The sequence below is a fragment of the Rummeliibacillus pycnus genome (genome assembly GCF_002884495.1).
Classification (GTDB): domain Bacteria; phylum Bacillota; class Bacilli; order Bacillales_A; family Planococcaceae; genus Rummeliibacillus; species Rummeliibacillus pycnus.
In genome coordinates this window covers 2697184-2718880 of record NZ_KZ614145.1, presented here as the reverse complement: position 1 = coordinate 2718880, position 21697 = coordinate 2697184, and the positions used below count along the sequence as shown (strand labels likewise).

Sequence of the window (21697 nt, the reverse complement as noted above, 5' to 3'; positions counted from 1 at the left end):
ATTTTTTAGTTATTTACTATTGCTTTAATTTACATTGTGCTTTTTTTCAAGGTATTTAGATCAGTGAAATTCTATTGTTTTTTCTCATTACTTTCTTTTTCTGTTACATCTTCTGCCGCTTCTTTTTCAATTTTAAGTCCATAGCTAATACTTCGAATATGGAACGTAGAAACTCGAATGACTTCCTCGTTCAAGATGATTGTTAAATAATCATCAGTAACTGAATCTAGAACGCCTTCCAATTTTTCAGGGCCGCCACGATTGATTTGTACCCATTGATAGCGTAGGGAACCTAGAACACTTTTAAAATCCTCCCCTTTTACATACTCAAAATTTTCAGGAATTACAGTGTTAAATTCCAATCCGCCTTTTGAATCATGTGTTAAGCTTTTGATATGTTGTGTTTTATAGTATATAATGCCATCGTTTTCTGTAAGTATTGTAATGTGATCTTCTCCAGCGCCTAACAACATGCCAATATTGTTTTCTGGGCCTCCCCTATCTACTTTAATGACTTGATTCACTAAAGAACCTAATAACTCTTTGTTCATTACTCTTAGCCTCCTTTTTTTTGTTCTTACTATCCATATGTATTATTGGGTGATAATTCAATGTCAAAAGCCCAATATCCATTGAATAAGTTTTATTTGTAGGTTCAAAAGCTTACATTTTCTTTTTTAAGGATTTCTATTTAGACATTTATAATATTAGAAAATAGAATACTTAATAGCACAAAATAAAATCGCAATATTAGTAGCGTTTCGGAAAATCTCCAAGATTAAGCTATCTGTTTTACGGTTATTCATTATAAAAGTTAGGCCTTGGTATTTGACAGTATCAATTTTAAGACAATTTATTGGTAAAAGGCGGTGGTCTTTGAGCAAAGGAAATTCAGTTACAGCCTTCTTAATTTAACGAATATTTTTGAAAACAAAGAAGTAGAAGTAATGACAGGTTTTAAAAAATCAACAGTTACTATTTGCTTAAAGGAGGTAAGAAGTGAATTTGAACTGTGTAAAAACTTTTATACAGATTTTCTTATTATAAAGTTGAAGTAAATCATTTTATTTATAGTATATGGTTAGCTAATACGATAGTGATACTTGAATACCTCTATCAACATAGATAAAAAATTTGCTGTGATAAGTTTTTTATCAATAACAGAAAAAACTCATAAATTTATAAAATATAATAAAAATATATTGACTCAAATAAAATAGCATGATATATTATTTAAGTCGCTAAGAGATACAGCGAAAAATGAGTAAAAAATATTAAGTTAAAAAAAGTTATTGACATAGCTTTTGAGATTTGATATAATAAAAAAGTCGCTAAAATAGACGACGTTAAATATGAACCTTGAAAACTGAACAAGCAAACGTTAATCAATAAACTTTGATCACTAACTTCTGTTAGTGACAAGGACAAATTGTTATCAATAGATAACGCTAGCAAAGCAAATGAGCTTTCAAACTTTATTTTTATGGAGAGTTTGATCCTGGCTCAGGACGAACGCTGGCGGCGTGCCTAATACATGCAAGTCGAGCGAATGACGAGGAGCTTGCTCCTCTGATTTAGCGGCGGACGGGTGAGTAACACGTGGGCAACCTGCCCTGTAGACTGGGATAACTTCGGGAAACCGGAGCTAATACCGGATAATCCATTTCACCTCATGGTGAAATGTTGAAAGGCGCTTTCGGGCGTCACTACAGGATGGGCCCGCGGTGCATTAGCTAGTTGGTGGGGTAACGGCCTACCAAGGCGACGATGCATAGCCGACCTGAGAGGGTGATCGGCCACATTGGGACTGAGACACGGCCCAAACTCCTACGGGAGGCAGCAGTAGGGAATCTTCCACAATGGACGAAAGTCTGATGGAGCAACGCCGCGTGAGTGATGAAGGTTTTCGGATCGTAAAACTCTGTTGTAAGGGAAGAACAAGTACGTTAGGAAATGAACGTACCTTGACGGTACCTTATTAGAAAGCCACGGCTAACTACGTGCCAGCAGCCGCGGTAATACGTAGGTGGCAAGCGTTGTCCGGATTTATTGGGCGTAAAGCGCGCGCAGGCGGTTTCTTAAGTCTGATGTGAAAGCCCACGGCTTAACCGTGGAGGGTCATTGGAAACTGGGAGACTTGAGTGCAGAAGAGGAAAGTGGAATTCCAAGTGTAGCGGTGAAATGCGTAGAGATTTGGAGGAACACCAGTGGCGAAGGCGACTTTCTGGTCTGCAACTGACGCTGAGGCGCGAAAGCATGGGGAGCAAACAGGATTAGATACCCTGGTAGTCCATGCCGTAAACGATGAGTGCTAAGTGTTAGGGGGTTTCCGCCCCTTAGTGCTGCAGCTAACGCATTAAGCACTCCGCCTGGGGAGTACGACCGCAAGGTTGAAACTCAAAGGAATTGACGGGGGCCCGCACAAGCGGTGGAGCATGTGGTTTAATTCGAAGCAACGCGAAGAACCTTACCAGGTCTTGACATCCCAGTGACCACTCTAGAGATAGAGTTTTCCCTTCGGGGACATTGGTGACAGGTGGTGCATGGTTGTCGTCAGCTCGTGTCGTGAGATGTTGGGTTAAGTCCCGCAACGAGCGCAACCCTTAATCTTAGTTGCCATCATTTAGTTGGGCACTCTAAGGTGACTGCCGGTGACAAACCGGAGGAAGGTGGGGATGACGTCAAATCATCATGCCCCTTATGACCTGGGCTACACACGTGCTACAATGGACGGTACAAAGAGTCGCTAACTCGCGAGAGCACGCTAATCTCATAAAACCGTTCTCAGTTCGGATTGTAGGCTGCAACTCGCCTACATGAAGCCGGAATCGCTAGTAATCGCGGATCAGCATGCCGCGGTGAATACGTTCCCGGGCCTTGTACACACCGCCCGTCACACCACGAGAGTTTGTAACACCCGAAGTCGGTGAGGTAACCTTTTGGAGCCAGCCGCCGAAGGTGGGATAGATGATTGGGGTGAAGTCGTAACAAGGTAGCCGTATCGGAAGGTGCGGCTGGATCACCTCCTTTCTAAGGAATATTTCGGAATACAGACCTTGGGTCTGTAAGATTAACGGTTGCTGTTCAGTTTTGAAGGCTCATCGCTTTCAAAACTTGTTCTTTGAAAACTGGATAAAACGACATTGAAGAAATTCTTAAGTAACACATTTTTTTATATTAAGTTTTAAATTTTTTAGGCTTAATAACTTGAAAGTTGTAAAAGGTTTCAAGACACGAGTAGTACTAGGAAATGAGTGAGTGAAAACCGGAGTGCACTTTGGTGCATGAGGATTTGAACGAGTGAAATTGACGACGTAATGCGATGTGTATTGAAAACTGAAGGTTAAGTTATTAAGGGCGCATGGCGGATGCCTTGGCACTAGAAGCCGATGAAGGACGGCACTAACACCGATATGCTTCGGGGAGCTGTAAGTAAGCTATGATCCGGAGATTTCCGAATGGGGGAACCCACTGTTCGTAATGGGACAGTATCTTGACGTGAATACATAGCGTCATGATGGCAGACTCAGGGAACTGAAACATCTAAGTACCTGAAGGAAGAGAAAGAAAATTCGATTCCCTTAGTAGCGGCGAGCGAAATGGGAAGAGCCCAAACCAAGAGGCTTGCCTCTTGGGGTTGTAGGACACTCTATACGGAGTTACAAAGGAATGAATTAGACGAAGCGGTTTGGAAAGACCTACCGAAGAAGGTAACAGTCCTGTAGTCAAAAGTTCATTCCCTCCAGAGTGGATCCTGAGTACGGCGGAACACGTGAAATTCCGTCGGAATCTGGGAGGACCATCTCCTAAGGCTAAATACTCTCTAGTGACCGATAGTGAACCAGTACCGTGAGGGAAAGGTGAAAAGCACCCCGGGAGGGGAGTGAAAGAGATCCTGAAACCATGTGCCTACAAGTAGTTAGAGCCCGTTAATGGGTGATAGCGTGCCTTTTGTAGAATGAACCGGCGAGTTACGATTACATGCAAGGTTAAGTTGAAAAGACGGAGCCGTAGCGAAAGCGAGTCTGAATAGGGCGAATGAGTATGTGGTCGTAGACCCGAAACCAGGTGATCTACCCATGTCCAGGGTGAAGGTAAGGTAACACTTACTGGAGGCCCGAACCCACGCACGTTGAAAAGTGCGGGGATGAGGTGTGGGTAGCGGAGAAATTCCAATCGAACTTGGAGATAGCTGGTTCTCTCCGAAATAGCTTTAGGGCTAGCCTCGTGATAGAGAATCCTGGAGGTAGAGCACTGTTTGGACTAGGGGTCCATCCCGGATTACCGAATTCAGACAAACTCCGAATGCCAGTGATTTATGCACGGGAGTCAGACTGCGAGTGATAAGATCCGTAGTCAAAAGGGAAACAGCCCAGACCACCAGCTAAGGTCCCAAAGTAATTGTTAAGTGGAAAAGGATGTGACGTTGCTTAGACAACCAGGATGTTGGCTCAGAAGCAGCCACCATTTAAAGAGTGCGTAATAGCTCACTGGTCGAGTGACGCTGCGCCGAAAATGTATCGGGGCTAAACAATTCACCGAAGCTGTGGATAGACATCTACGATGTCTGTGGTAGGAGAGCGTTCTAAGTGCTGTGAAGTCAGACCGGAAGGACTGGTGGAGCGCTTAGAAGTGAGAATGCCGGTATGAGTAGCGAAAGATGGGTGAGAATCCCATCCACCGAATGACTAAGGTTTCCTGAGGAAGGCTCGTCCTCTCAGGGTTAGTCGGGACCTAAGCCGAGGCCGACAGGCGTAGGCGATGGATAACAGGTTGATATTCCTGTACCACCTCCCTACCATTTGAGTAATGGGGGGACACAGTAGGATAGGGTAAGCGCACTGTTGGTTATGTGCGTCTAAATAGTAAGACGTGAGAGTAGGCAAATCCGCTCTCTATAACGTTGAGCTATGATGGCGAGCTCGTATGAGCGAAGTTCCTGATTTCACACTGTCAAGAAAAGCCTCTAGCGAGGTAGGAGGTGCCCGTACCGCAAACCGACACAGGTAGTCGAGGAGAGAATCCTAAGGTGAGCGAGAGAACTCTCGTTAAGGAACTCGGCAAAATGACCCCGTAACTTCGGGAGAAGGGGTGCTCTAGTAGGGTGCAAGCCCGAGAGAGCCGCAGTGAATAGGCCCAGGCGACTGTTTAGCAAAAACACAGGTCTCTGCAAAACCGTAAGGTGACGTATAGGGGCTGACGCCTGCCCGGTGCTGGAAGGTTAAGGGGATTGCTTAGCGCAAGCGAAGGTGAGAACCGAAGCCCCAGTAAACGGCGGCCGTAACTATAACGGTCCTAAGGTAGCGAAATTCCTTGTCGGGTAAGTTCCGACCCGCACGAAAGGCGTAACGATCTGGGCACTGTCTCAACGAGAGACTCGGTGAAATTATAGTACCTGTGAAGATGCAGGTTACCCGCGACAGGACGGAAAGACCCCGTGGAGCTTTACTGTAGCCTGATATTGAATTTTGGTACAGCTTGTACAGGATAGGTAGGAGCCAGAGAGACCGGAGCGCCAGCTTCGGTGGAGGCGTCCTTGGGATACTACCCCAGCTGTATTGAAATTCTAACCCGTACCCCTAAGCGGGGTAGGAGACAGTGTCAGGCGGACAGTTTGACTGGGGCGGTCGCCTCCTAAAGAGTAACGGAGGCGCCCAAAGGTTCCCTCAGAATGGTTGGAAATCATTCGCAGAGTGTAAAGGCACAAGGGAGCTTGACTGCGAGACCTACAAGTCGAGCAGGGTCGAAAGACGGGCTTAGTGATCCGGTGGTTCCGCATGGAAGGGCCATCGCTCAACGGATAAAAGCTACCCCGGGGATAACAGGCTTATCTCCCCCAAGAGTCCACATCGACGGGGAGGTTTGGCACCTCGATGTCGGCTCATCGCATCCTGGGGCTGTAGTCGGTCCCAAGGGTTGGGCTGTTCGCCCATTAAAGCGGTACGCGAGCTGGGTTCAGAACGTCGTGAGACAGTTCGGTCCCTATCCGTCGTGGGCGTAGGAAATTTGAGAGGAGCTGTCCTTAGTACGAGAGGACCGGGATGGACACACCGCTGGTGTACCAGTTGTTCTGCCAAGAGCATCGCTGGGTAGCTATGTGTGGACGGGATAAGTGCTGAAAGCATCTAAGCATGAAGCCCCCCTCAAGATGAGATTTCCCATTACGCAAGTAAGTAAGATCCCTTGAAGACGACAAGGTAGATAGGTTCGAGGTGGAAGTGTGGTGACACATGGAGCTGACGAATACTAATCGATCGAGGACTTAACCAAAAGTTCTTAAGAACTTCAATGAGTGTTTATCCAGTTTTGAGAGAACAATCTCAATAGTCTAGTAATGATGGCAAAGAGGTCACACCTGTTCCCATGCCGAACACAGAAGTTAAGCTCTTTAGCGCCGATGGTAGTTGGGGGCTGTCCCCCTGCGAGAGTAGGACGTTGCTAGGCTATATAAATGGAGGATTAGCTCAGCTGGGAGAGCACCTGCCTTACAAGCAGGGGGTCGGCGGTTCGATCCCGTCATCCTCCACCATTTTTTTACTTAAATGAGTCATTAGCTCAGTTGGTAGAGCATCTGACTTTTAATCAGAGGGTCGCTGGTTCGAATCCTGCATGACTCATCATTTAATTTTATAATGCGGGTGTGGCGGAATTGGCAGACGCACTAGACTTAGGATCTAGCGCCGCAAGGCGTGGGGGTTCGACTCCCTTCACCCGCATCTTTAAAGTATTTGCGGAAGTAGTTCAGTGGTAGAACATCACCTTGCCAAGGTGGGGGTCGCGGGTTCGAACCCCGTCTTCCGCTCCATTTTTGCGAATTTTATTAATATAAAATGATATTATGATAATATGCGCCCATAGCTCAACTGGATAGAGCGTCTGACTACGGATCAGAAGGTTGTGGATTCGACTTCTGCTGGGCGCACCATATTCGGGAAGTAGCTCAGCTTGGTAGAGCACTTGGTTTGGGACCAAGGGGTCGCAGGTTCGAATCCTGTCTTCCCGACCATTTCAAATTTACATATGGGGCCTTAGCTCAGCTGGGAGAGCGCCTGCCTTGCACGCAGGAGGTCAGCGGTTCGATCCCGCTAGGCTCCACCATATAAATATTATTTCGGAGGAATACCCAAGTCTGGCTGAAGGGATCGGTCTTGAAAACCGACAGGCGGGTCAAACCGCGCGGGGGTTCGAATCCCTCTTCCTCCTCCATTAAAGAAATAACAAGGTCCGGTAGTTCAGCTGGTTAGAATGCCTGCCTGTCACGCAGGAGGTCGCGGGTTCGAGTCCCGTCCGGACCGCCATTTTTTTTAAATCACAATTCAAAATTATTATGGGTCGGTAGCTCAGTTGGTAGAGCATTAGATTGAAGCTCTAAGTGTCGGCAGTTCGATTCTGTCCCGACCCACCATAGTAATTATGCCGGTGTAGCTCAGTTGGTAGAGCAACTGACTTGTAATCAGTAGGTCGAGGGTTCGACTCCTTTCGCCGGCATCATTTTTTGGAGGGGTAGCGAAGAGGCTAAACGCGGCGGACTGTAAATCCGCTCCTTCGGGTTCGGCAGTTCGAATCTGCCCCCCTCCACCATTATTATGGGCCTATAGCTCAGCTGGTTAGAGCGCACGCCTGATAAGCGTGAGGTCGATGGTTCGAGTCCATTTAGGCCCACCATAACGTAATTCCGAAGTAGCTCAGTTGGTAGCAGCATCTGACTGTTAATCAGAGGGTCGCAGGTTCGAGTCCTGCCTTCGGAGCCATGGCCCCTTGGTCAAGCGGTTAAGACACCGCCCTTTCACGGCGGTAACACGAGTTCGAATCTCGTAGGGGTCATCTAAAGAAATCCTTAAGACAAAAATGAGTCTTAAGGATTTTTTCTTTATATCTGTCAAAAATTTGGTCAAATATATAAGTCTGTATCGGCTTGAACAACTTAAAGATAGTTGATTTCATCTTTTTATTTATCACATTTTTCTTATTAGTTTTCTAAATATTTTGTAAAATGATATGATGAAAGAAACAAAGGGGGAATTACAATGTTTGCAGTTGATGTAGAAAAACTTCGTCCACTTGTGACAATTGATATTGATCATTTAGATCGTCAACAACTAATAGCAATTAAGGACATGAAAGAACCCTTTTTATTTTTAAAAAGACAAGGGAAGTTAGAGTCATATATTAATATGAATACATTGCAACAAGATGTACAACAAAACCCTCATTTAACGGTAGAAGAACTTTGCCAATATGCCACTTCACTTGATAGCATTTGTCAAGTCGACAAACATCTATCTGTAAAAGTATTGTTTCAAATTATTGGGGAGCCATTTGCACTTGTGCAAGGAGTTAAGGGAGATATAATCGGATATTTGCGTCGCGAAGAGATGCTTGTTGAGCTTTTTAAGCAAGATAATCAGGCAATAGATTTGTTAAAGATTATTTTGACATCTATACCAATGGGGATTTTTGTGGTGGATCACTCGCACCGTATTGTCAATTATAATGATGCATCGTTGAAGATGATGAGATTAGATAAAGAGTTTGTAGAAAATTGTGATGCTGAAGCAATTTTTAATCGATCCTATTTACATTATGTTTTTAATACTGGAAAGACGATATTAAATCAGCTTCAGATTGGCGATGAGGCGATTGTACTTGTAGATTATTGCCCAATTATTAATTTTGAGCAGGCTGTTGAAGGTATTGTCATTGTCGTTCAAGATTTACCAAAAGTAGAAGAAATGGCAACAGAGATTGAAGATATTAAAGGGCTTAATAAAGATTTGAATGCTATTTTATCAAGTATTTATGATGAAATATTAGTTGTTAATGGGAAAGGAGAGTTAATTCGTACAAGTGAGAGACTGATTCCTGGGGTATGGGATACGAATTTGAATGAATGGATAGGTAAAAGTTTATTAGAATTAGAAAAAGAAGGACGTTATTGCCCAACTGCTATAAGCCAAGTACTTAATAGGAAAACAAAAGTTTCAATTGTTCAGGAAACGAAAAATCAACGTAAAATTTTATCAGTGGGGAATCCAATTTTTAACGAACAACGGGAAATTAATCGTATTGTAATCGCGTCGCGGGATATTACAGAGACGACTCGATTAGAGAGTGAATTACAAGAAATGAAAAAAATCTCCGCACAATATAAAAAAGAACTTGATCTTTTCAAAAATAAGGAACGTTCAACAGAACAGCTTATTTACCGTAGTCAGAAAATGGAGCGTATCGTTCAACAAGCGAAGCGAATTGCGGATTTTTCATCAACCGTTATGCTATATGGTGAATCTGGTGTTGGAAAGGAAGTTATTGCACAAGTTATACATGAGCTAGGACATCGTTCAGAGAAGCCATTTTTGAAACTGAATTGTGGAGCCATTCCAGAAAACTTACTGGAAAGTGAATTGTTTGGTTATACAAAAGGGTCATTCACAGGCGCTGATAAGAATGGTAAAATCGGATATTTCCAACAGGCGCATGAAGGAGTATTGTTTTTAGATGAAATTGGAGAAATGCCATTACATTTACAAGTAAAATTATTACGTGTATTGCAAGAGCACGAGATTGTCCCAATTGGGAGTACAAAATCGATCCCTATTGATGTGCAAATTATTGGAGCGACAAATAAAAAATTGCAAGAAATGGTAGCGAAGGGGACTTTCCGTGAGGATTTGTTTTATCGTTTAAATGTTATTCCGTTACATATCCCCCCCTTAAGAGAGCGGGTAGAAGATATCCCCGTATTGGCCTTTCATTTTTTAGAAAAGTTGAATAAACGTTATGGGAAGAACTATACCTTAACACCAGATGCCATTAATATTTTGGAATTTTATTCATGGCCGGGTAATGTACGTGAATTGCAAAATATGATTGAACGATTAGTTGTATCAGCTGACGAACCCGTTATTACTTCCGAGTTCGTTAGCCGCTTTTTATCACTTGGTTATAGTGTTAATCATAATAAACCAGTTATTACACGTGTAATGCCATTAGAAGAGGCACTTCAAGATGTAGAGGAACAATTAATCATGCTCGCTATGAAACAATATAAGACAACGACACGTGCTGCGAAAGCACTTGGAATTAGTCAATCTTCAGTAAGCCGTAAGTATCAAAAAATTTTAAAAAAAGAATATGAATTATAGAAGTATCCGTTAATGTATGTGAATGCATTAACGGATATTTTTTTATGCAATTCGGCATTGATTTATGCTCAATTGCATAATTGTATGCTTAATTGAATAAAAAGATTTTTAAAATATAGATAGATACCTAGTTTTAAAGTTGGCATGATTCTTGCTTTATATAAATTGACAACGGTTAAAGGAGGAACAACATATGGTAGAAGTAAAAGTAGATACACTTGAACTGAATATGTATATCGATGGTCAATGGACAAAGTCTTCAAATAATGACATGCGTTCAGTCATCAATCCAGCAACTGGTGAGGAAATTGCACGAGCATCTGAAGGAACAGTAGAAGATGCCAAAAAGGCGATACAAGCAGCACGTAATGCATTTGATACGGGTGTTTGGTCAGAAGTACCAGCAACAGAAAGAGCAAATTTTTTATTAAAAGTAGCAGATAAAATTGACGAACATGCTGAGGAATTAGCACGCCTTGAAACATTGGATAATGGTAAGCCTTTACGTGAAGCAGAAGCTGATATAGCAGATGCAGCTGCCTGTTTCCGTTATTATGCTGGTATCGTGACAAAGCCAGATGGCGAGACATACCATGTTGCAGACCCAATGCAAGCTATGGTTGTTCGTGAACCAGTGGGGGTTTGTGGTTTAATCGTTCCTTGGAACTTCCCATTATTAATGAGTGTTTGGAAACTTGCACCCGCTTTAGCTGCAGGGAATACTGTTGTGTTTAAACCGTCCGAAGTAACACCAATTACTCCAACAAAGTTATTCGAAATTTTTGAGGAGGCTGGCTTACCAAAAGGTGTAGCAAATATGGTTATGGGTGCTGGCAATATTGTAGGCGATGCAATTACAGAAAGTCCTGATGTTGATATGATTTCGTTCACGGGTGGTACGAAAACAGGGAAACATATTATGAAAAAGGCAGCAGATACAATGAAAAAAGTATCGCTTGAACTTGGTGGAAAGTCTCCAAATATTATTTTTGCAGACGCTGACTTTGAAGTAGCAGTAGATTTTGCACTATTTGGTATCTACTGCGGCGCTGGGCAAGTATGTTCTGCGGGTTCTCGTATTTTAGTAGAAGAAAGTATTTATGAACGTTTTGTTAATCGTTTTGCAGAGAGGGCAAAACAGATAAAAGTAGGCTCGGGTTTAGCAGAAGGGACAGAAATGGGTCCATTAGTAAGCCAACAACATCTTGAGAAAGTACTAAACTATATCGAAATTGGTAAAGAAGAAGGTGCTCGTGTTATCTGTGGCGGTAATCGCATTACAGAAAATGGCTATGATAAGGGCTATTTTGTTGAACCGACAGCCTTCGTAGATGTAGACCAAAACATGCGAATTGTACAGGAAGAAATTTTTGGGCCTGTTGCAGTCATCCAAAAATTCAGAACGGAAGAAGAAGCCATTCAATTAGCTAATGGTACGAAATATGGTTTGGCAGGGGCAGTCTTCTCAAATGATGGTACAAAAGCATTGCGCGTTATTAAAAAATTACGTTCAGGTATTACTTGGATTAATTCATATCATCCAACTTATAATGAAGCACCATGGGGTGGCTATAAAGAAAGTGGTATCGGGCGTAGCTTAGGTACTTACGGTTTCGATGAATTCCAAGAAATTAAACAAATTAATATCAATTTACAAGTAGAACCAGTGCAATGGTTTGAAAAATAAGGAGCGGATCATATGAGTATCAATTTGAATAGTCAATTAACGAAAAAAGAAGCAGAAGTATCAGAGTATCTAGATAAAGTATTAAACATCATTGAAAAAAAAGAAGTGACAGCAGAAGAAGCAAAATGGATTACTGAAGAAACCGTTAATGGTTTCCGTGAAAATGTAAACCCAGGCTTCCTAGAATATCGTAAAACCGTTACGAAAGACGGCCAATTTGCAGCTGTTGAATGGTCTGATGGTGAATCTTGCTTTAAAGACTTAAATGGTAATGAATATATTGACTGCCTAGGTGGATTTGGTATCTATAATGTTGGACATCGTCACCCAAAAGTAATGAAGGCAGTACAAGATCAGTTGCAACGTCAAGCACTTCATAGCCAAGATTTACTAGACCCACTACGTGCTATGCTAGCAAAAGTATTAGCTGAAATTACACCAGGAGATTTAAAATACGCTTTCTTCACAAACAGTGGAACGGAAAGTGTAGAAGCAGCGCTAAAATTAGCAAAAATGTATAGTGAACGTACAACTTTCATTGCAACAACTAAAGCATTCCATGGTAAAAGTTTGGGTTCATTATCTGCAACATCAAAAAGCATGTTCCGAAAACCATTTTTACCTCTAGTACCTGGTTTCCGTCATGTTGCATTTGGTGATATTGACATGATGCGTAAGACATTTGAAGCATGTGCATTAACGGGTGAGGACGTAGCCGCAGTTCTTCTCGAACCAATCCAAGGTGAAGGCGGTATTATTATTCCACCAAAAGATTATTTAAAAGAAGTTCGTGCACTTTGTGATGAATATGGTGCATTAATGATCTTAGATGAAGTACAAACAGGTATGGGACGTACAGGGAAAATGTTCGCATCAGAGCTTTATGATGTAGTACCAGATATTATTTGTTTAGCAAAAGCATTTGGTGGTGGTGTTATGCCAGCAGGAGCCGTTGTAGCAAAAGAAGAAGTATTCAAAAGTTGGTTCCCAAACCCATTCATGCATACAACAACATTTGGTGGAAATCCATTAGCATGTGCAGCAGCTCTTGCTACAATTAGTGTACTAATCGAAGAACAATTACCTCAACGTGCAGCAGAGGTTGGTGAATACTTCTTAAAAGGATTGCGTGAAGTAGCGTTAGCACATAGCGATAAAGTATTAGAAATTCGTGGTCAAGGTTTAATGATCGGTATTGAATTCCATGATGATGAAATTGGCTACGAAGTATCAAAAGGTATGTTTGATCGTGGTGTACTAGTTGCAGGGACTTTAATTAACTCAAAAACTATCCGTATTGAGCCAGCACTAACGATAAAATATGAAGAAGTTGACGCTGTAATTAGCCGTTTTAAAGAAGTGTTAGAATCACTATAATGTAAGTTCCTTATGATACTGAATAGCTAGGGAGGCATTTCTTGATACTATCGAGAAATGCCTCCCTGTTAGCTGTTTTAAGGTAAAATCTCAAGCGTGTTAATTAGGAATATTCTCTTCTGCAATCTTACTCTCAAGGTGTCTGTGTCTCATTGTTTACTGATTATAGTGGAGGATTGCTCGATTTTCACGGGAAAAGTATGCAGTTGAGACTCTTCAACATCTTAAGGAACGGAGTCTAAGACACCACATCCTGTTGTCCGAAATAGCTCAGCGCTCGCCCTCAGGAAAGCAAACAAATCCATAGCAGATATCGGTTAATGTTCTATTTTTTTAAAGGGGAAAACTGGATAATCATAGTAAAATCTTTTCTACTAGATATCCATGCTAAACGTACAAACCGCATGAGCCAGCTTTGCTCGCTCATGCGGTTTGTTTAGTTTATGCAAATAGTTATCACTTTTTCTTTAGATAAGCCCTTCGATTAACTCGTAATTTGCATTTCAGGTAACTCGTTTACTAAATCTTCTTCTTTAAATTGAGGTGGTGCTTTGCGGAATGCCTTTGTTAAATAAAGTAAGTAAATGAACCCAATTGAGAGCCAAATGACGCCCATAATGAGTGAACTTTTTTCAATATTGGCCCAAAGAATACCAACAGACAGGGCACCTAGCACCGGTATTACTAAATAATTGAAGAAACCTTTTACTGTACGATGCTTTTTTTCACGAATAACAAAATGACTAATAACACAAAGGTTAACAGATGTGAATGCCATTAATGCGCCAAAATTAATAAGTGAAGTGGCTGTTACCAAATCAAAGAAAATAGCAGACAGCGATATTGCTCCCACAATTAATACATTAATAGATGGCGTTTTCCACTTTGGATGGATAAAGCCAAACCACTTTTCAGGGAAAACCTGATCTCGTCCCATTACATAAAGTAACCGTGACACGCTTGCATGCGATGCCATACCAGAAGCAAGTGTGTTAACAAATGTTGTACACAAGAAAATAGTCTGAAATAGTTTTCCACCTACATAAAGTGCAATTTCAGGTAAAGCAGCATCTGGATTGTGAAAACGTGAGACATCTGGGAAAAATAATTGTATAAAAAATGAAGCAGTAATGAAAATCACGCCACCCCATAAAGCCGTATAAAGAATGGCTTTTGGAATTGTTTTTTTAGGATTAGGTGTTTCTTCTGCTAATGTTGTGACTGCATCAAATCCAAGAAATGAGAAACATAAGATTGTTGCACCTGTAATAATATGCCCCATATTCATATCTTCAGATATAAATGGCTGAAGTGAGAAGACCGTTCCCGTTCCTTCTCCTGTTTGAAGGCCACGAACAACAAGAATAACAAAGACAATCATCATTGCTATTTGTATGAATACGAAAACTGCATTGAAATTGGCAAGCAAGTTAACACTTCGTAAATTTAAATACGTCACTAGTGCGACGAATAATACAACCCATATCCATGATGGGACTTCTGGAAATAAAGCAGTCAAATATATTTGCGTCAATAACGCATTCACCATAGGTAAAAATAAGTAATCAAGTAATGATGCCCAACCAATTAAAAAACCCAGTCTCCGACTCAGTGCTTTTTGCGTATAGGTATAAGCGGATCCTGCTGTTGGAAAGATACGAACAAGTTTGCCATAACTTGAGGCGGTGAGTAACATGCCAACTAAAGCAATGACATAAGAAGTTGGAACATGTCCATCTGTCACATGTGATACGATCCCAAACGTATCAAATACAACCATGGGCGTCATATAAGCAAGTCCAATCATTACAATTTGCCATAATTTAAGTGATCTTCTTAATGTAGAAACATTTTCCATCTATCATTCCCCCTTCTAAAATTCCCCTTTACTTTTCATGTGCATAAATTGTGCCAAAAATAAGAAAAGCATTTTGAAAAGAAGAATTGTATAAAAATAGATTTACTTTCTAGCAAATTTTTATGCAAATAAGCATAGAAAATTCAAAACTGCATTATTCACTTGAATAGAAAGATGAAGATAATAATGTATTTATTTGGCATGAATTATGCATGTATATACACAAAGTAAAATCTATTAATAGGGAGGTATTTTATGAAAGAAATGAAGAGAACATTAACATTAGTCCCTGTTGTATTGTTTGGTTTTTCGTTTATGGCATTAGCGACAGTTTTTAGTACGTATGGTATTGCTGCTGAAATTTCACATGGCATGGTACCAGGAGCATATGTCTTGGCACTTGTGGTGATGTTGTTTACAGCATATAGCTATGGTCAGATGGCAAAGGCAATTCCGTCTGCCGGTTCTGCTTATGCTTATACGCAAAAAGCCATTAATCCATATTTAGGTTTTTTAGTCGGTTGGTCTATTTTAATGGACTATTTGTTTATACCGATGGTAAATTATCTATTATTTAGCATTTTCTTTTCGGCTACCTTTCCATCAATTCCTCCATACGTTTGGGTATTAGGATTATTAATCCTTGTAACAGTTGTTAATGTACTTGGAGTGCAGATGGCAACAAAGGCGAATATTTTGTTAACAGGTGTATCGCTTTTGTTTATTGTTATTTTTATTGCGCTATCAATTCAGGAAATTAATGCAGGGACAGGAACGGGGAGTATTTGGAACTTTGATGCTTTCTATAATACAGGCCAACCATTTTCATATGTGGTTGCAGGGGCAGCATTATTATGCTTTTCTTTTTTAGGCTTTGATTCTGCGACAACATTTGCAGAGGAGACAATTAATCCACAAAAAACCATTCCACGTGCTGTCTATTCGATTGTATTTATGGGAGGGCTTGTCTTTATTGCTGTTTCCTATTTTGCTCATAATGTTTGGCCAGATTACAACACATTTACAAATGCAGATGCTGCGGCAAATGACATTATTAAACTTGTAGGCGGTAAAACATTCACTTCCTTCTTTTTAGCTGTTTACGGATTTACCGCTTTTGGTTCTGCTATGTCATCACAGGCGAGTGCATCACGTGTGTTGTTTGCGATGGGGCGTGATGGCCAGTTGCCGAGTAATTTTTTCGGTAAGCTTCATAAGAAATATGATACGCCTGTTAATAACATTTTATTAATTAGCGCTTTTTCATTATTAGCACTCGTACTTAGTTTGACTCTAGTTGCATCATTTATTAACTTTGGTGCCTTTTTAGCATTCACATGTGTAAATTTATCCGTCATTGCTTATTACTTTGTAAAAGGTAAGAAAAGGTCTATAAAAGGCATATTTTTATACTTAATTATTCCACTAATAGGAGCACTATTAGATATTTGGTTATTGATTAATTTGGATCGGCATTCAATTATTTTAGGAAGTATTTGGTTTGCTTGCGGTGTTATTTATATGTTGGTTTTGACAAAAGGCTTCAAGAAGGCTCCACCAGAAATCGATTTGTCAGGACAAGCACAATTATAGCAAAGGGGGATGTAAAATGACTGTAGCAACAACTATTATTAAAGGAAATCGTATTTTCACTGGACTAGCAAATGAACCACAAAAATTAGCAATTGCTATTCAAGATAATCGAATTGTAGCTGTTGATTGTTGGGAGAATATTGCAAGATGGCAAGGGAATTCTACAGAAGTGATTGAAGTGGGGGATAAATTGGTTATGCCAGGCTTTCATGATGCACATATGCATATTATGCTTGGTAGTGTCTTTAGTACAAAGTCAGTGTCTCTATTTAATGCTACTACTGCTAATGAAGCGGTGCAAATGGTAGTAGATTATGCGAAGACACAAACAACAAGAGATTGGATTATCGGAACAGGCTGGGATCATACCGCTTGGGGTGACACGTCGTTTCCGACTCGTGAACAATTAGATGTAGTATTGAAAGATCGCCCTATTGTCTTATTACATGCAGAAGGGCATTATGGTTGGGTAAATACGAAAGCTTTGGAGCTTGCTAACATCACAAAAGATACAGAAAATCCTGATTACGGAATTATCGTAAAAGATGAAAATGGTGAACCTACTGGCATTTTAATTGAGACAGCTATATCAATGGCAACAGATTTAGCCTATGATTTTTCAAAAGACACGTTTAAAGAAATGGTTGAAAGCTTCTTAAAGAAATCAGCTAAGCTTGGCATTACATCTGTTAATGATTTGTATGCAAGTCGTGCACATGAACGATTGCAGCAATATGACATTTATAAAGAATTAGATGAAGAACAGCGTTTAACAACAAGATTACATGTTTATCCGCCATTAAATGGTGATATGGTAAAAGCTCGTGAACTACGTAAGCTATTCAATTCTGAAAGACTACAGTTAGGTGGATTGAAACAGTTTATAGATGGCGTAGTGACTGGCCATACAGCATATATGCTTGATCCGTATTTAGATAAGCCCGATTCTGTTGGAGAAGTGGCTTATCCAATAGAAACTCTTGAAAAATGGGTGATGGAAGCAGATCATGAAGGTTTTGCAATTCGCTTTCATACAATCGGAGATGGTGCAGTTCGCTTAGGTTTAGATTTATACGAGAAAGCCCAGCAAATTAATGGAAAACGAGATGCGCGCCATTCATTAGAACATATTGAAATTATATCGCCGATTGATATTCCACGTTTCAAAGAGCTTGGTGTAATGCCATCTATTCAACCATATCATATGGCATTAATGCCACGTGAAAGCCATACAACTCGTGTTAGTAAAGAAAAACATCCATATATTTATCCGAACAAATCATTAATTGACTCTGGAGCCATTGTTTCTTACAGTAGTGATTATCCAATCGTTCCCCTTGATCCAATGCTAGAGATTTATCATGCAGTAACAAGAATGGATATTACGTTAGAAGACACTTGGAATGAACAAGAAAAAGTATCACTTGCACAGGCACTAAAAGCATATACACAAGTACCTGCTTTTAGCGTATTTCGTGAGCAAGAGCTTGGTACATTAGAAGTAGGAAAATTTGCAGATATTATTGTATTAGATCGAGATTTATTCACATGTCCAAAAGAGGAAATTTTAGAGGCAAAAGTAGTTCTCACATTAATGGATGGTCAAAAGGTCTGGGAAGCAATTATGGTAAAATAATGCAATAAAAAAATCATATAGGTGGTTAGTCTTTCGTTAACGAATTACCTATTTTGTAGATTAGTATTCATATAGTTAAAACCTATTATATTTGTCATATTATTTCTATGACACAGTGTACTATGTCTATCATCCAAAATATTGAATAATAGGAATAGAAAGAAGTGATGATAGTGGCACATACTGTAAATATAGAGAGTGGCTACAGTAAAAGGGAAGAATTTTGGAATGCACTAACTCATGGAGTGGCTTTCCTGATAACAATTCCTGGATTAATCTTACTCGTTCAAAAGGTATCTGGATCGAAAATTGAATTATTTAGTTACATTGTGTTTGGTGTATCGATGATGTTATTATTTTTAAGCTCAACACTCTATCATAGTGTTCCAACGCATAAAAGCTTTTTCAAAAAGTTAGATCATTGTTCCATTTTCTTTTTAATTGCGGGTACTTACACACCTATTGCACTTGTTGCAGTTGGTGGTCAAACAGGTTGGACTATTTTCTGGATTGAGTGGATTTTAACGCTTATTGGTATTGTTATGAAGATGTTCTTTGTTTACAGATTCAAAACGCTATCTTTAATTGTTTATATCGGTATGGGGTGGCTTATTATTTTTGTCTACAAGCCATTAGTATCACATATTTCTGGGAATGGCTTTTTAGTACTATTGCTTGGTGGTGTTATTTACACAGCAGGTACTTATTTTTATAAGAATAAACAGATTCCCTATAATCATGCAATCTGGCATGTTTTTGTTATGGGTGGATGTGCAGCAATGTTTGCAAGTATATATTTTTATATTTAAATGTTATTGGAATCAAAAAGACAGCTATCTATTCGATAGCTGTCTTTTTCTTATTCCATAGTCTTTTGATCATTTGGATTTCCTATGAGCATTTTAAGTAATTCTCTTGTTGCAAAAGAGTGATAGGCATTTTTTTTAGTGATAATGCCAAGTCTCCAGAGAAAAACAGAACCTTTAATAGGAATCATTTTAACATTAGGATGATTTTGTTTATAAAAGATTGACTTTGGCAATAGAGCAATGCCCATTTTAGCAGCGATCAGTTCCGTGATTAAATCCCATTGAGAGGTTTCGTATGAAACGTTTGGTTCAAATCCATTTTCTTTACAAGCATTTATAACTGAATCATGTAACGTAAAATCATTTGAAAATAAGATGAAATTTTCATGTTTTAATTCACTTATAGATAAGAATTCTCTTGCTGCAAGTGGATGGTCATCATAAATAAACACGACAAATTCATCTGAAATAAACGGATATACGTTAAGTTTTTCCTCGTCTACTGGTAGTACACAAATCCCTAAATCAACTTTGTTATCTTCTACTAGAGGGACAATCCGTTTGGCTCCTAATTCAACAAGTTGGAGCAAAACTTTTGGATATTTTGCATGAAACTTTAGTGCCATATCAGGGAAGACAAGCGTCCCTACTAATGGCGGAATGCCTATTTTTATTTTTCCTGTTTTCACATTCCTAAGCTCATCTAATAATACCTTAAGTTCGGAGAGGGACTCTAAAGATTTTTGGCCTTGTTGATAGACGATTTTACCGGCATCTGTAAGGTGAAGGTGTCTTGTAGAGCGATCAAATAGTTCAACTTGTAATTCCTCTTCCAGCTTTTTCACAACTTTACTGAGTGACGGCTGAGATAAGTAAGTATGCTCCGCAGCTTTTGTAAAACTTTGTTGATCTGCTACCTCCATAAATAAAAGTATTTCACGTAAATTCATTATTCCTCTCCCCATTTATTCTCTATATTCATGTTATTTATTCTATTTATGAATTTTACTTATAAACAAACGAATTGTAAACTAATTTATATAGTAATCAGAATCTTAGCAACATAGCAAAGGGGTAATCATATGAAAAAAAGTAAAGTGATGAATTCATTTTTGGAAGCGGTTTCTGATATTGAAGATGGCTCTACTATAATCGTTGGGGGATTCGGACTTTCAGGAATTCCTGAATATTCTATACAAGCACTTAAAGAACAAGGAACAAAAGATTTGACCATTGTCAGCAATAATTGTGGAGTTGATGATTGGGGATTGGGATTATTGTTAGCAAATCATCAAATTAAGAAAATGATTGCTTCATATGTAGGTGAAAATAAAACATTTGAACAACAATTTTTGAGTGGCGAATTAGAAGTCGAGTTAGTTCCACAAGGTACTCTTGCAGAGAGGATTCGTGCTGGTGGAGCAGGAATTCCAGGTTTCTATACTGCAACAGGCGTTGGTACTCCAATTGCGGAAGGAAAAGAAACAAAAGATTTTGATGGGAAAACATATCTTCTAGAACGTGGGATCGTAGGAGATTACGCACTTGTAAAGGCTTGGAAAGCAGATACACTGGGGAACTTAGTATTCCGAAAAACTGCACGTAATTTTAATCCAATTGCAGCTATGGCAGGGAACATAACGATCGCTGAAGTAGAAGAAATTGTTGAACCTGGTGAATTAGATCCTGATGAAATTCATTTACCAGGGATTTATGTGCAACGACTATTACTTGGAACGGATTATCAAAAAAGAATTGAGAAACTCACAGTTGTAAAAGCTTAATATATCTATAGAATGGGGTGTCAGAAATGAAAGATACACATCGTAAAATTGTGAAAAGAGCCGTTATGGAAGTTGAAGATGGTATGAACGTAAATCTTGGTATTGGCATACCAACGCTAGTTGCAAATGAAATTCCGACCGATTTCAATGTTTTGCTTCAATCAGAAAATGGATTACTAGGCATTGGACCTTATCCCTTAGAAGGAATGGAAGATCCTGATTTAATCAACGCTGGTAAGGAAACGGTTACAGCAGTACCGGGAGCTTCATTTTTTGATAGTGCAGAATCATTTGCAATGATACGTGGAGGACATATCGATTTAGCCATTCTTGGAGGTATGGAAGTATCTGAGCAAGGAGATTTAGCTAACTGGATGATTCCAGGCAAAATGGTAAAAGGTATGGGCGGAGCAATGGATCTTGTGAATGGTGCCAAAAAAGTAATTGTCATAATGGAGCATGTAAATAAGCATGGTGAGTCAAAAATAAAAAAAGAATGTTCATTACCTCTTACAGGTAAACAAGTTGTACAGCGATTAATTACTGATTTAGCAGTTTTTGACTTTACCTTTGACGGAATGATTCTAGTAGAAACACAACCAGGGGTAACGATTGAAGATGTAAAAGAAAAGACAGAAGCTACATTTACAATATCTCCAGAATTGATTTTTTCATAATAATTTTAATACGATAATACTTTTCGGAAAAATTGGTTGTTTTACCTTTTTAGTAGAGAACAAAAATAGAGCTTTATAAAAAATATTATGGATAAATATATAATTTTAGTATCAATTAAAATAAACAAAGG

The 21697-nt window shown here is 39.7% G+C and carries 11 protein-coding genes, 15 tRNA genes and 3 rRNA genes; 26 read left to right on the top strand and 3 right to left on the bottom strand.

All coding sequences use genetic code 11. The annotated features are described in order from the left end of the window. Positions 1 to 71: 71 nt before the first annotated feature. On the bottom strand, positions 72 to 551 hold the full coding sequence (locus CEF14_RS13230) for a hypothetical protein (protein ID WP_102693282.1): 480 nt from the start codon (positions 549 to 551) through the stop codon (positions 72 to 74). Between the two features lie 929 nt (positions 552 to 1480). On the opposite strand from CEF14_RS13230, the gene CEF14_RS13225 reads away from it, so the two are divergent. From CEF14_RS13225 to CEF14_RS13125, 21 genes are all read left to right on the top strand, one after another. Then, positions 1481 to 3030: ribosomal RNA gene (locus tag CEF14_RS13225) — 16S ribosomal RNA — on the top strand. Positions 3031 to 3341: 311 nt separating this feature from the next. Beyond that, positions 3342 to 6270, top strand: a 23S ribosomal RNA gene (locus tag CEF14_RS13220). Positions 6271 to 6327: 57 nt separating this feature from the next. Then, positions 6328 to 6444, top strand: a 5S ribosomal RNA gene (gene rrf / locus CEF14_RS13215). The 16S, 23S and 5S rRNA genes sit together here with 15 tRNA genes alongside, the layout of an rRNA operon. Before the next feature lie 9 nt (positions 6445 to 6453). Further along, positions 6454 to 6529: transfer RNA gene (locus CEF14_RS13210), tRNA-Val, on the top strand. Positions 6530 to 6544: 15 nt separating this feature from the next. Beyond that, positions 6545 to 6617 (top strand) — tRNA-Lys (locus CEF14_RS13205). Positions 6618 to 6634: 17 nt separating this feature from the next. Further along, positions 6635 to 6716 (top strand) — tRNA-Leu (locus CEF14_RS13200). 14 nt (positions 6717 to 6730) lie between these two features. Continuing rightward, positions 6731 to 6805: transfer RNA gene (locus CEF14_RS13195), tRNA-Gly, on the top strand. 43 nt (positions 6806 to 6848) lie between these two features. Further along, positions 6849 to 6925, top strand: a tRNA-Arg gene (locus tag CEF14_RS13190). A gap of 4 nt (positions 6926 to 6929) precedes the next feature. Beyond that, positions 6930 to 7006, top strand: a tRNA-Pro gene (locus CEF14_RS13185). 16 nt (positions 7007 to 7022) lie between these two features. Continuing rightward, positions 7023 to 7098, top strand: a tRNA-Ala gene (locus tag CEF14_RS13180). A 15-nt stretch (positions 7099 to 7113) separates the two neighbouring features. After that, positions 7114 to 7206, top strand: a tRNA-Ser gene (locus CEF14_RS13175). Positions 7207 to 7221: 15 nt separating this feature from the next. After that, positions 7222 to 7298 (top strand) — tRNA-Asp (locus CEF14_RS13170). A gap of 31 nt (positions 7299 to 7329) precedes the next feature. Then, a tRNA-Phe gene (locus CEF14_RS13165) sits at positions 7330 to 7405 on the top strand. Positions 7406 to 7415: 10 nt separating this feature from the next. Then, positions 7416 to 7488, top strand: a tRNA-Thr gene (locus tag CEF14_RS13160). 9 nt (positions 7489 to 7497) lie between these two features. Then, positions 7498 to 7581: transfer RNA gene (locus tag CEF14_RS13155), tRNA-Tyr, on the top strand. 7 nt (positions 7582 to 7588) lie between these two features. Further along, positions 7589 to 7665, top strand: a tRNA-Ile gene (locus CEF14_RS13150). 9 nt (positions 7666 to 7674) lie between these two features. Further along, positions 7675 to 7751, top strand: a tRNA-Asn gene (locus tag CEF14_RS13145). A 1-nt stretch (position 7752) separates the two neighbouring features. Next, positions 7753 to 7824 (top strand) — tRNA-Glu (locus CEF14_RS13140). A gap of 203 nt (positions 7825 to 8027) precedes the next feature. Further along, positions 8028 to 10145 carry a sigma 54-interacting transcriptional regulator gene (locus CEF14_RS13135; RefSeq protein WP_102693281.1) on the top strand — a complete coding sequence of 706 codons (2118 nt, stop codon included), beginning with the start codon at positions 8028 to 8030 and terminating at the stop codon, positions 10143 to 10145. A gap of 193 nt (positions 10146 to 10338) precedes the next feature. Then, the gene (locus CEF14_RS13130) at positions 10339 to 11832 is read left to right on the top strand and encodes an aldehyde dehydrogenase family protein (protein WP_102693280.1); all 1494 of its coding nucleotides are present in this window, start codon (positions 10339 to 10341) and stop codon (positions 11830 to 11832) included. 12 nt (positions 11833 to 11844) lie between these two features. Continuing rightward, positions 11845 to 13209, top strand: a complete 1365-nt coding sequence (locus tag CEF14_RS13125; RefSeq protein WP_102693279.1) for a putrescine aminotransferase — start codon at positions 11845 to 11847, stop codon at positions 13207 to 13209. A gap of 484 nt (positions 13210 to 13693) precedes the next feature. Here the strand turns inward: CEF14_RS13125 and CEF14_RS13120 are convergent, their stop codons facing one another. After that, complete coding sequence (locus CEF14_RS13120; RefSeq protein WP_102693278.1) at positions 13694 to 15067, bottom strand: APC family permease; 1374 nt, start codon at positions 15065 to 15067, stop codon at positions 13694 to 13696. A gap of 255 nt (positions 15068 to 15322) precedes the next feature. Between CEF14_RS13120 and CEF14_RS13115 the strand changes: the two genes are divergently transcribed. The 3 genes from CEF14_RS13115 (at position 15323) to trhA (ending at position 19105) form a co-directional block, all read left to right on the top strand. After that, on the top strand, positions 15323 to 16660 hold the full coding sequence (locus CEF14_RS13115; RefSeq protein ID WP_102693277.1) for an APC family permease: 1338 nt from the start codon (positions 15323 to 15325) through the stop codon (positions 16658 to 16660). Between the two features lie 16 nt (positions 16661 to 16676). Further along, positions 16677 to 18296, top strand: coding sequence for an amidohydrolase (locus CEF14_RS13110; RefSeq protein ID WP_102693276.1), 1620 nt, complete (start codon positions 16677 to 16679; stop codon positions 18294 to 18296). A gap of 173 nt (positions 18297 to 18469) precedes the next feature. After that, positions 18470 to 19105 carry a PAQR family membrane homeostasis protein TrhA gene (trhA, locus tag CEF14_RS13105; protein WP_245890166.1) on the top strand — a complete coding sequence of 212 codons (636 nt, stop codon included), beginning with the start codon at positions 18470 to 18472 and terminating at the stop codon, positions 19103 to 19105. 50 nt (positions 19106 to 19155) lie between these two features. Here trhA and CEF14_RS13100 read toward each other — a convergent pair whose 3' ends face one another. Beyond that, the gene (locus CEF14_RS13100) at positions 19156 to 20055 is read right to left on the bottom strand and encodes a LysR family transcriptional regulator (protein ID WP_102693275.1); all 900 of its coding nucleotides are present in this window, start codon (positions 20053 to 20055) and stop codon (positions 19156 to 19158) included. 132 nt (positions 20056 to 20187) lie between these two features. On the opposite strand from CEF14_RS13100, the gene CEF14_RS13095 reads away from it, so the two are divergent. Then, positions 20188 to 20889 carry a CoA transferase subunit A gene (locus CEF14_RS13095; protein ID WP_102693274.1) on the top strand — a complete coding sequence of 234 codons (702 nt, stop codon included), beginning with the start codon at positions 20188 to 20190 and terminating at the stop codon, positions 20887 to 20889. Between the two features lie 26 nt (positions 20890 to 20915). Then, positions 20916 to 21566, top strand: coding sequence for a 3-oxoacid CoA-transferase subunit B (locus CEF14_RS13090; protein ID WP_102693273.1), 651 nt, complete (start codon positions 20916 to 20918; stop codon positions 21564 to 21566). The last annotated feature ends 131 nt before the right edge of the window (positions 21567 to 21697 follow it).

Bases quoted from the DNA above. Each gene is read 5' to 3' on its own strand.
- CEF14_RS13115 (WP_102693277.1), top strand. From the start codon at position 15,323: ATGAAAGAAATGAAGAGAACATTAACATTAGTCCCTGTTGTATTGTTT.
- CEF14_RS13095 (WP_102693274.1), top strand. From the start codon at position 20,188: ATGAAAAAAAGTAAAGTGATGAATTCATTTTTGGAAGCGGTTTCTGAT.
- CEF14_RS13230 (WP_102693282.1), bottom strand. From the start codon at position 551: ATGAACAAAGAGTTATTAGGTTCTTTAGTGAATCAAGTCATTAAAGTA.
- CEF14_RS13130 (WP_102693280.1), top strand. From the start codon at position 10,339: ATGGTAGAAGTAAAAGTAGATACACTTGAACTGAATATGTATATCGAT.
- CEF14_RS13125 (WP_102693279.1), top strand. From the start codon at position 11,845: ATGAGTATCAATTTGAATAGTCAATTAACGAAAAAAGAAGCAGAAGTA.
- CEF14_RS13090 (WP_102693273.1), top strand. From the start codon at position 20,916: ATGAAAGATACACATCGTAAAATTGTGAAAAGAGCCGTTATGGAAGTT.
- CEF14_RS13110 (WP_102693276.1), top strand. From the start codon at position 16,677: ATGACTGTAGCAACAACTATTATTAAAGGAAATCGTATTTTCACTGGA.
- CEF14_RS13135 (WP_102693281.1), top strand. From the start codon at position 8,028: ATGTTTGCAGTTGATGTAGAAAAACTTCGTCCACTTGTGACAATTGAT.
- CEF14_RS13100 (WP_102693275.1), bottom strand. From the start codon at position 20,055: ATGAATTTACGTGAAATACTTTTATTTATGGAGGTAGCAGATCAACAA.
- CEF14_RS13120 (WP_102693278.1), bottom strand. From the start codon at position 15,067: ATGGAAAATGTTTCTACATTAAGAAGATCACTTAAATTATGGCAAATT.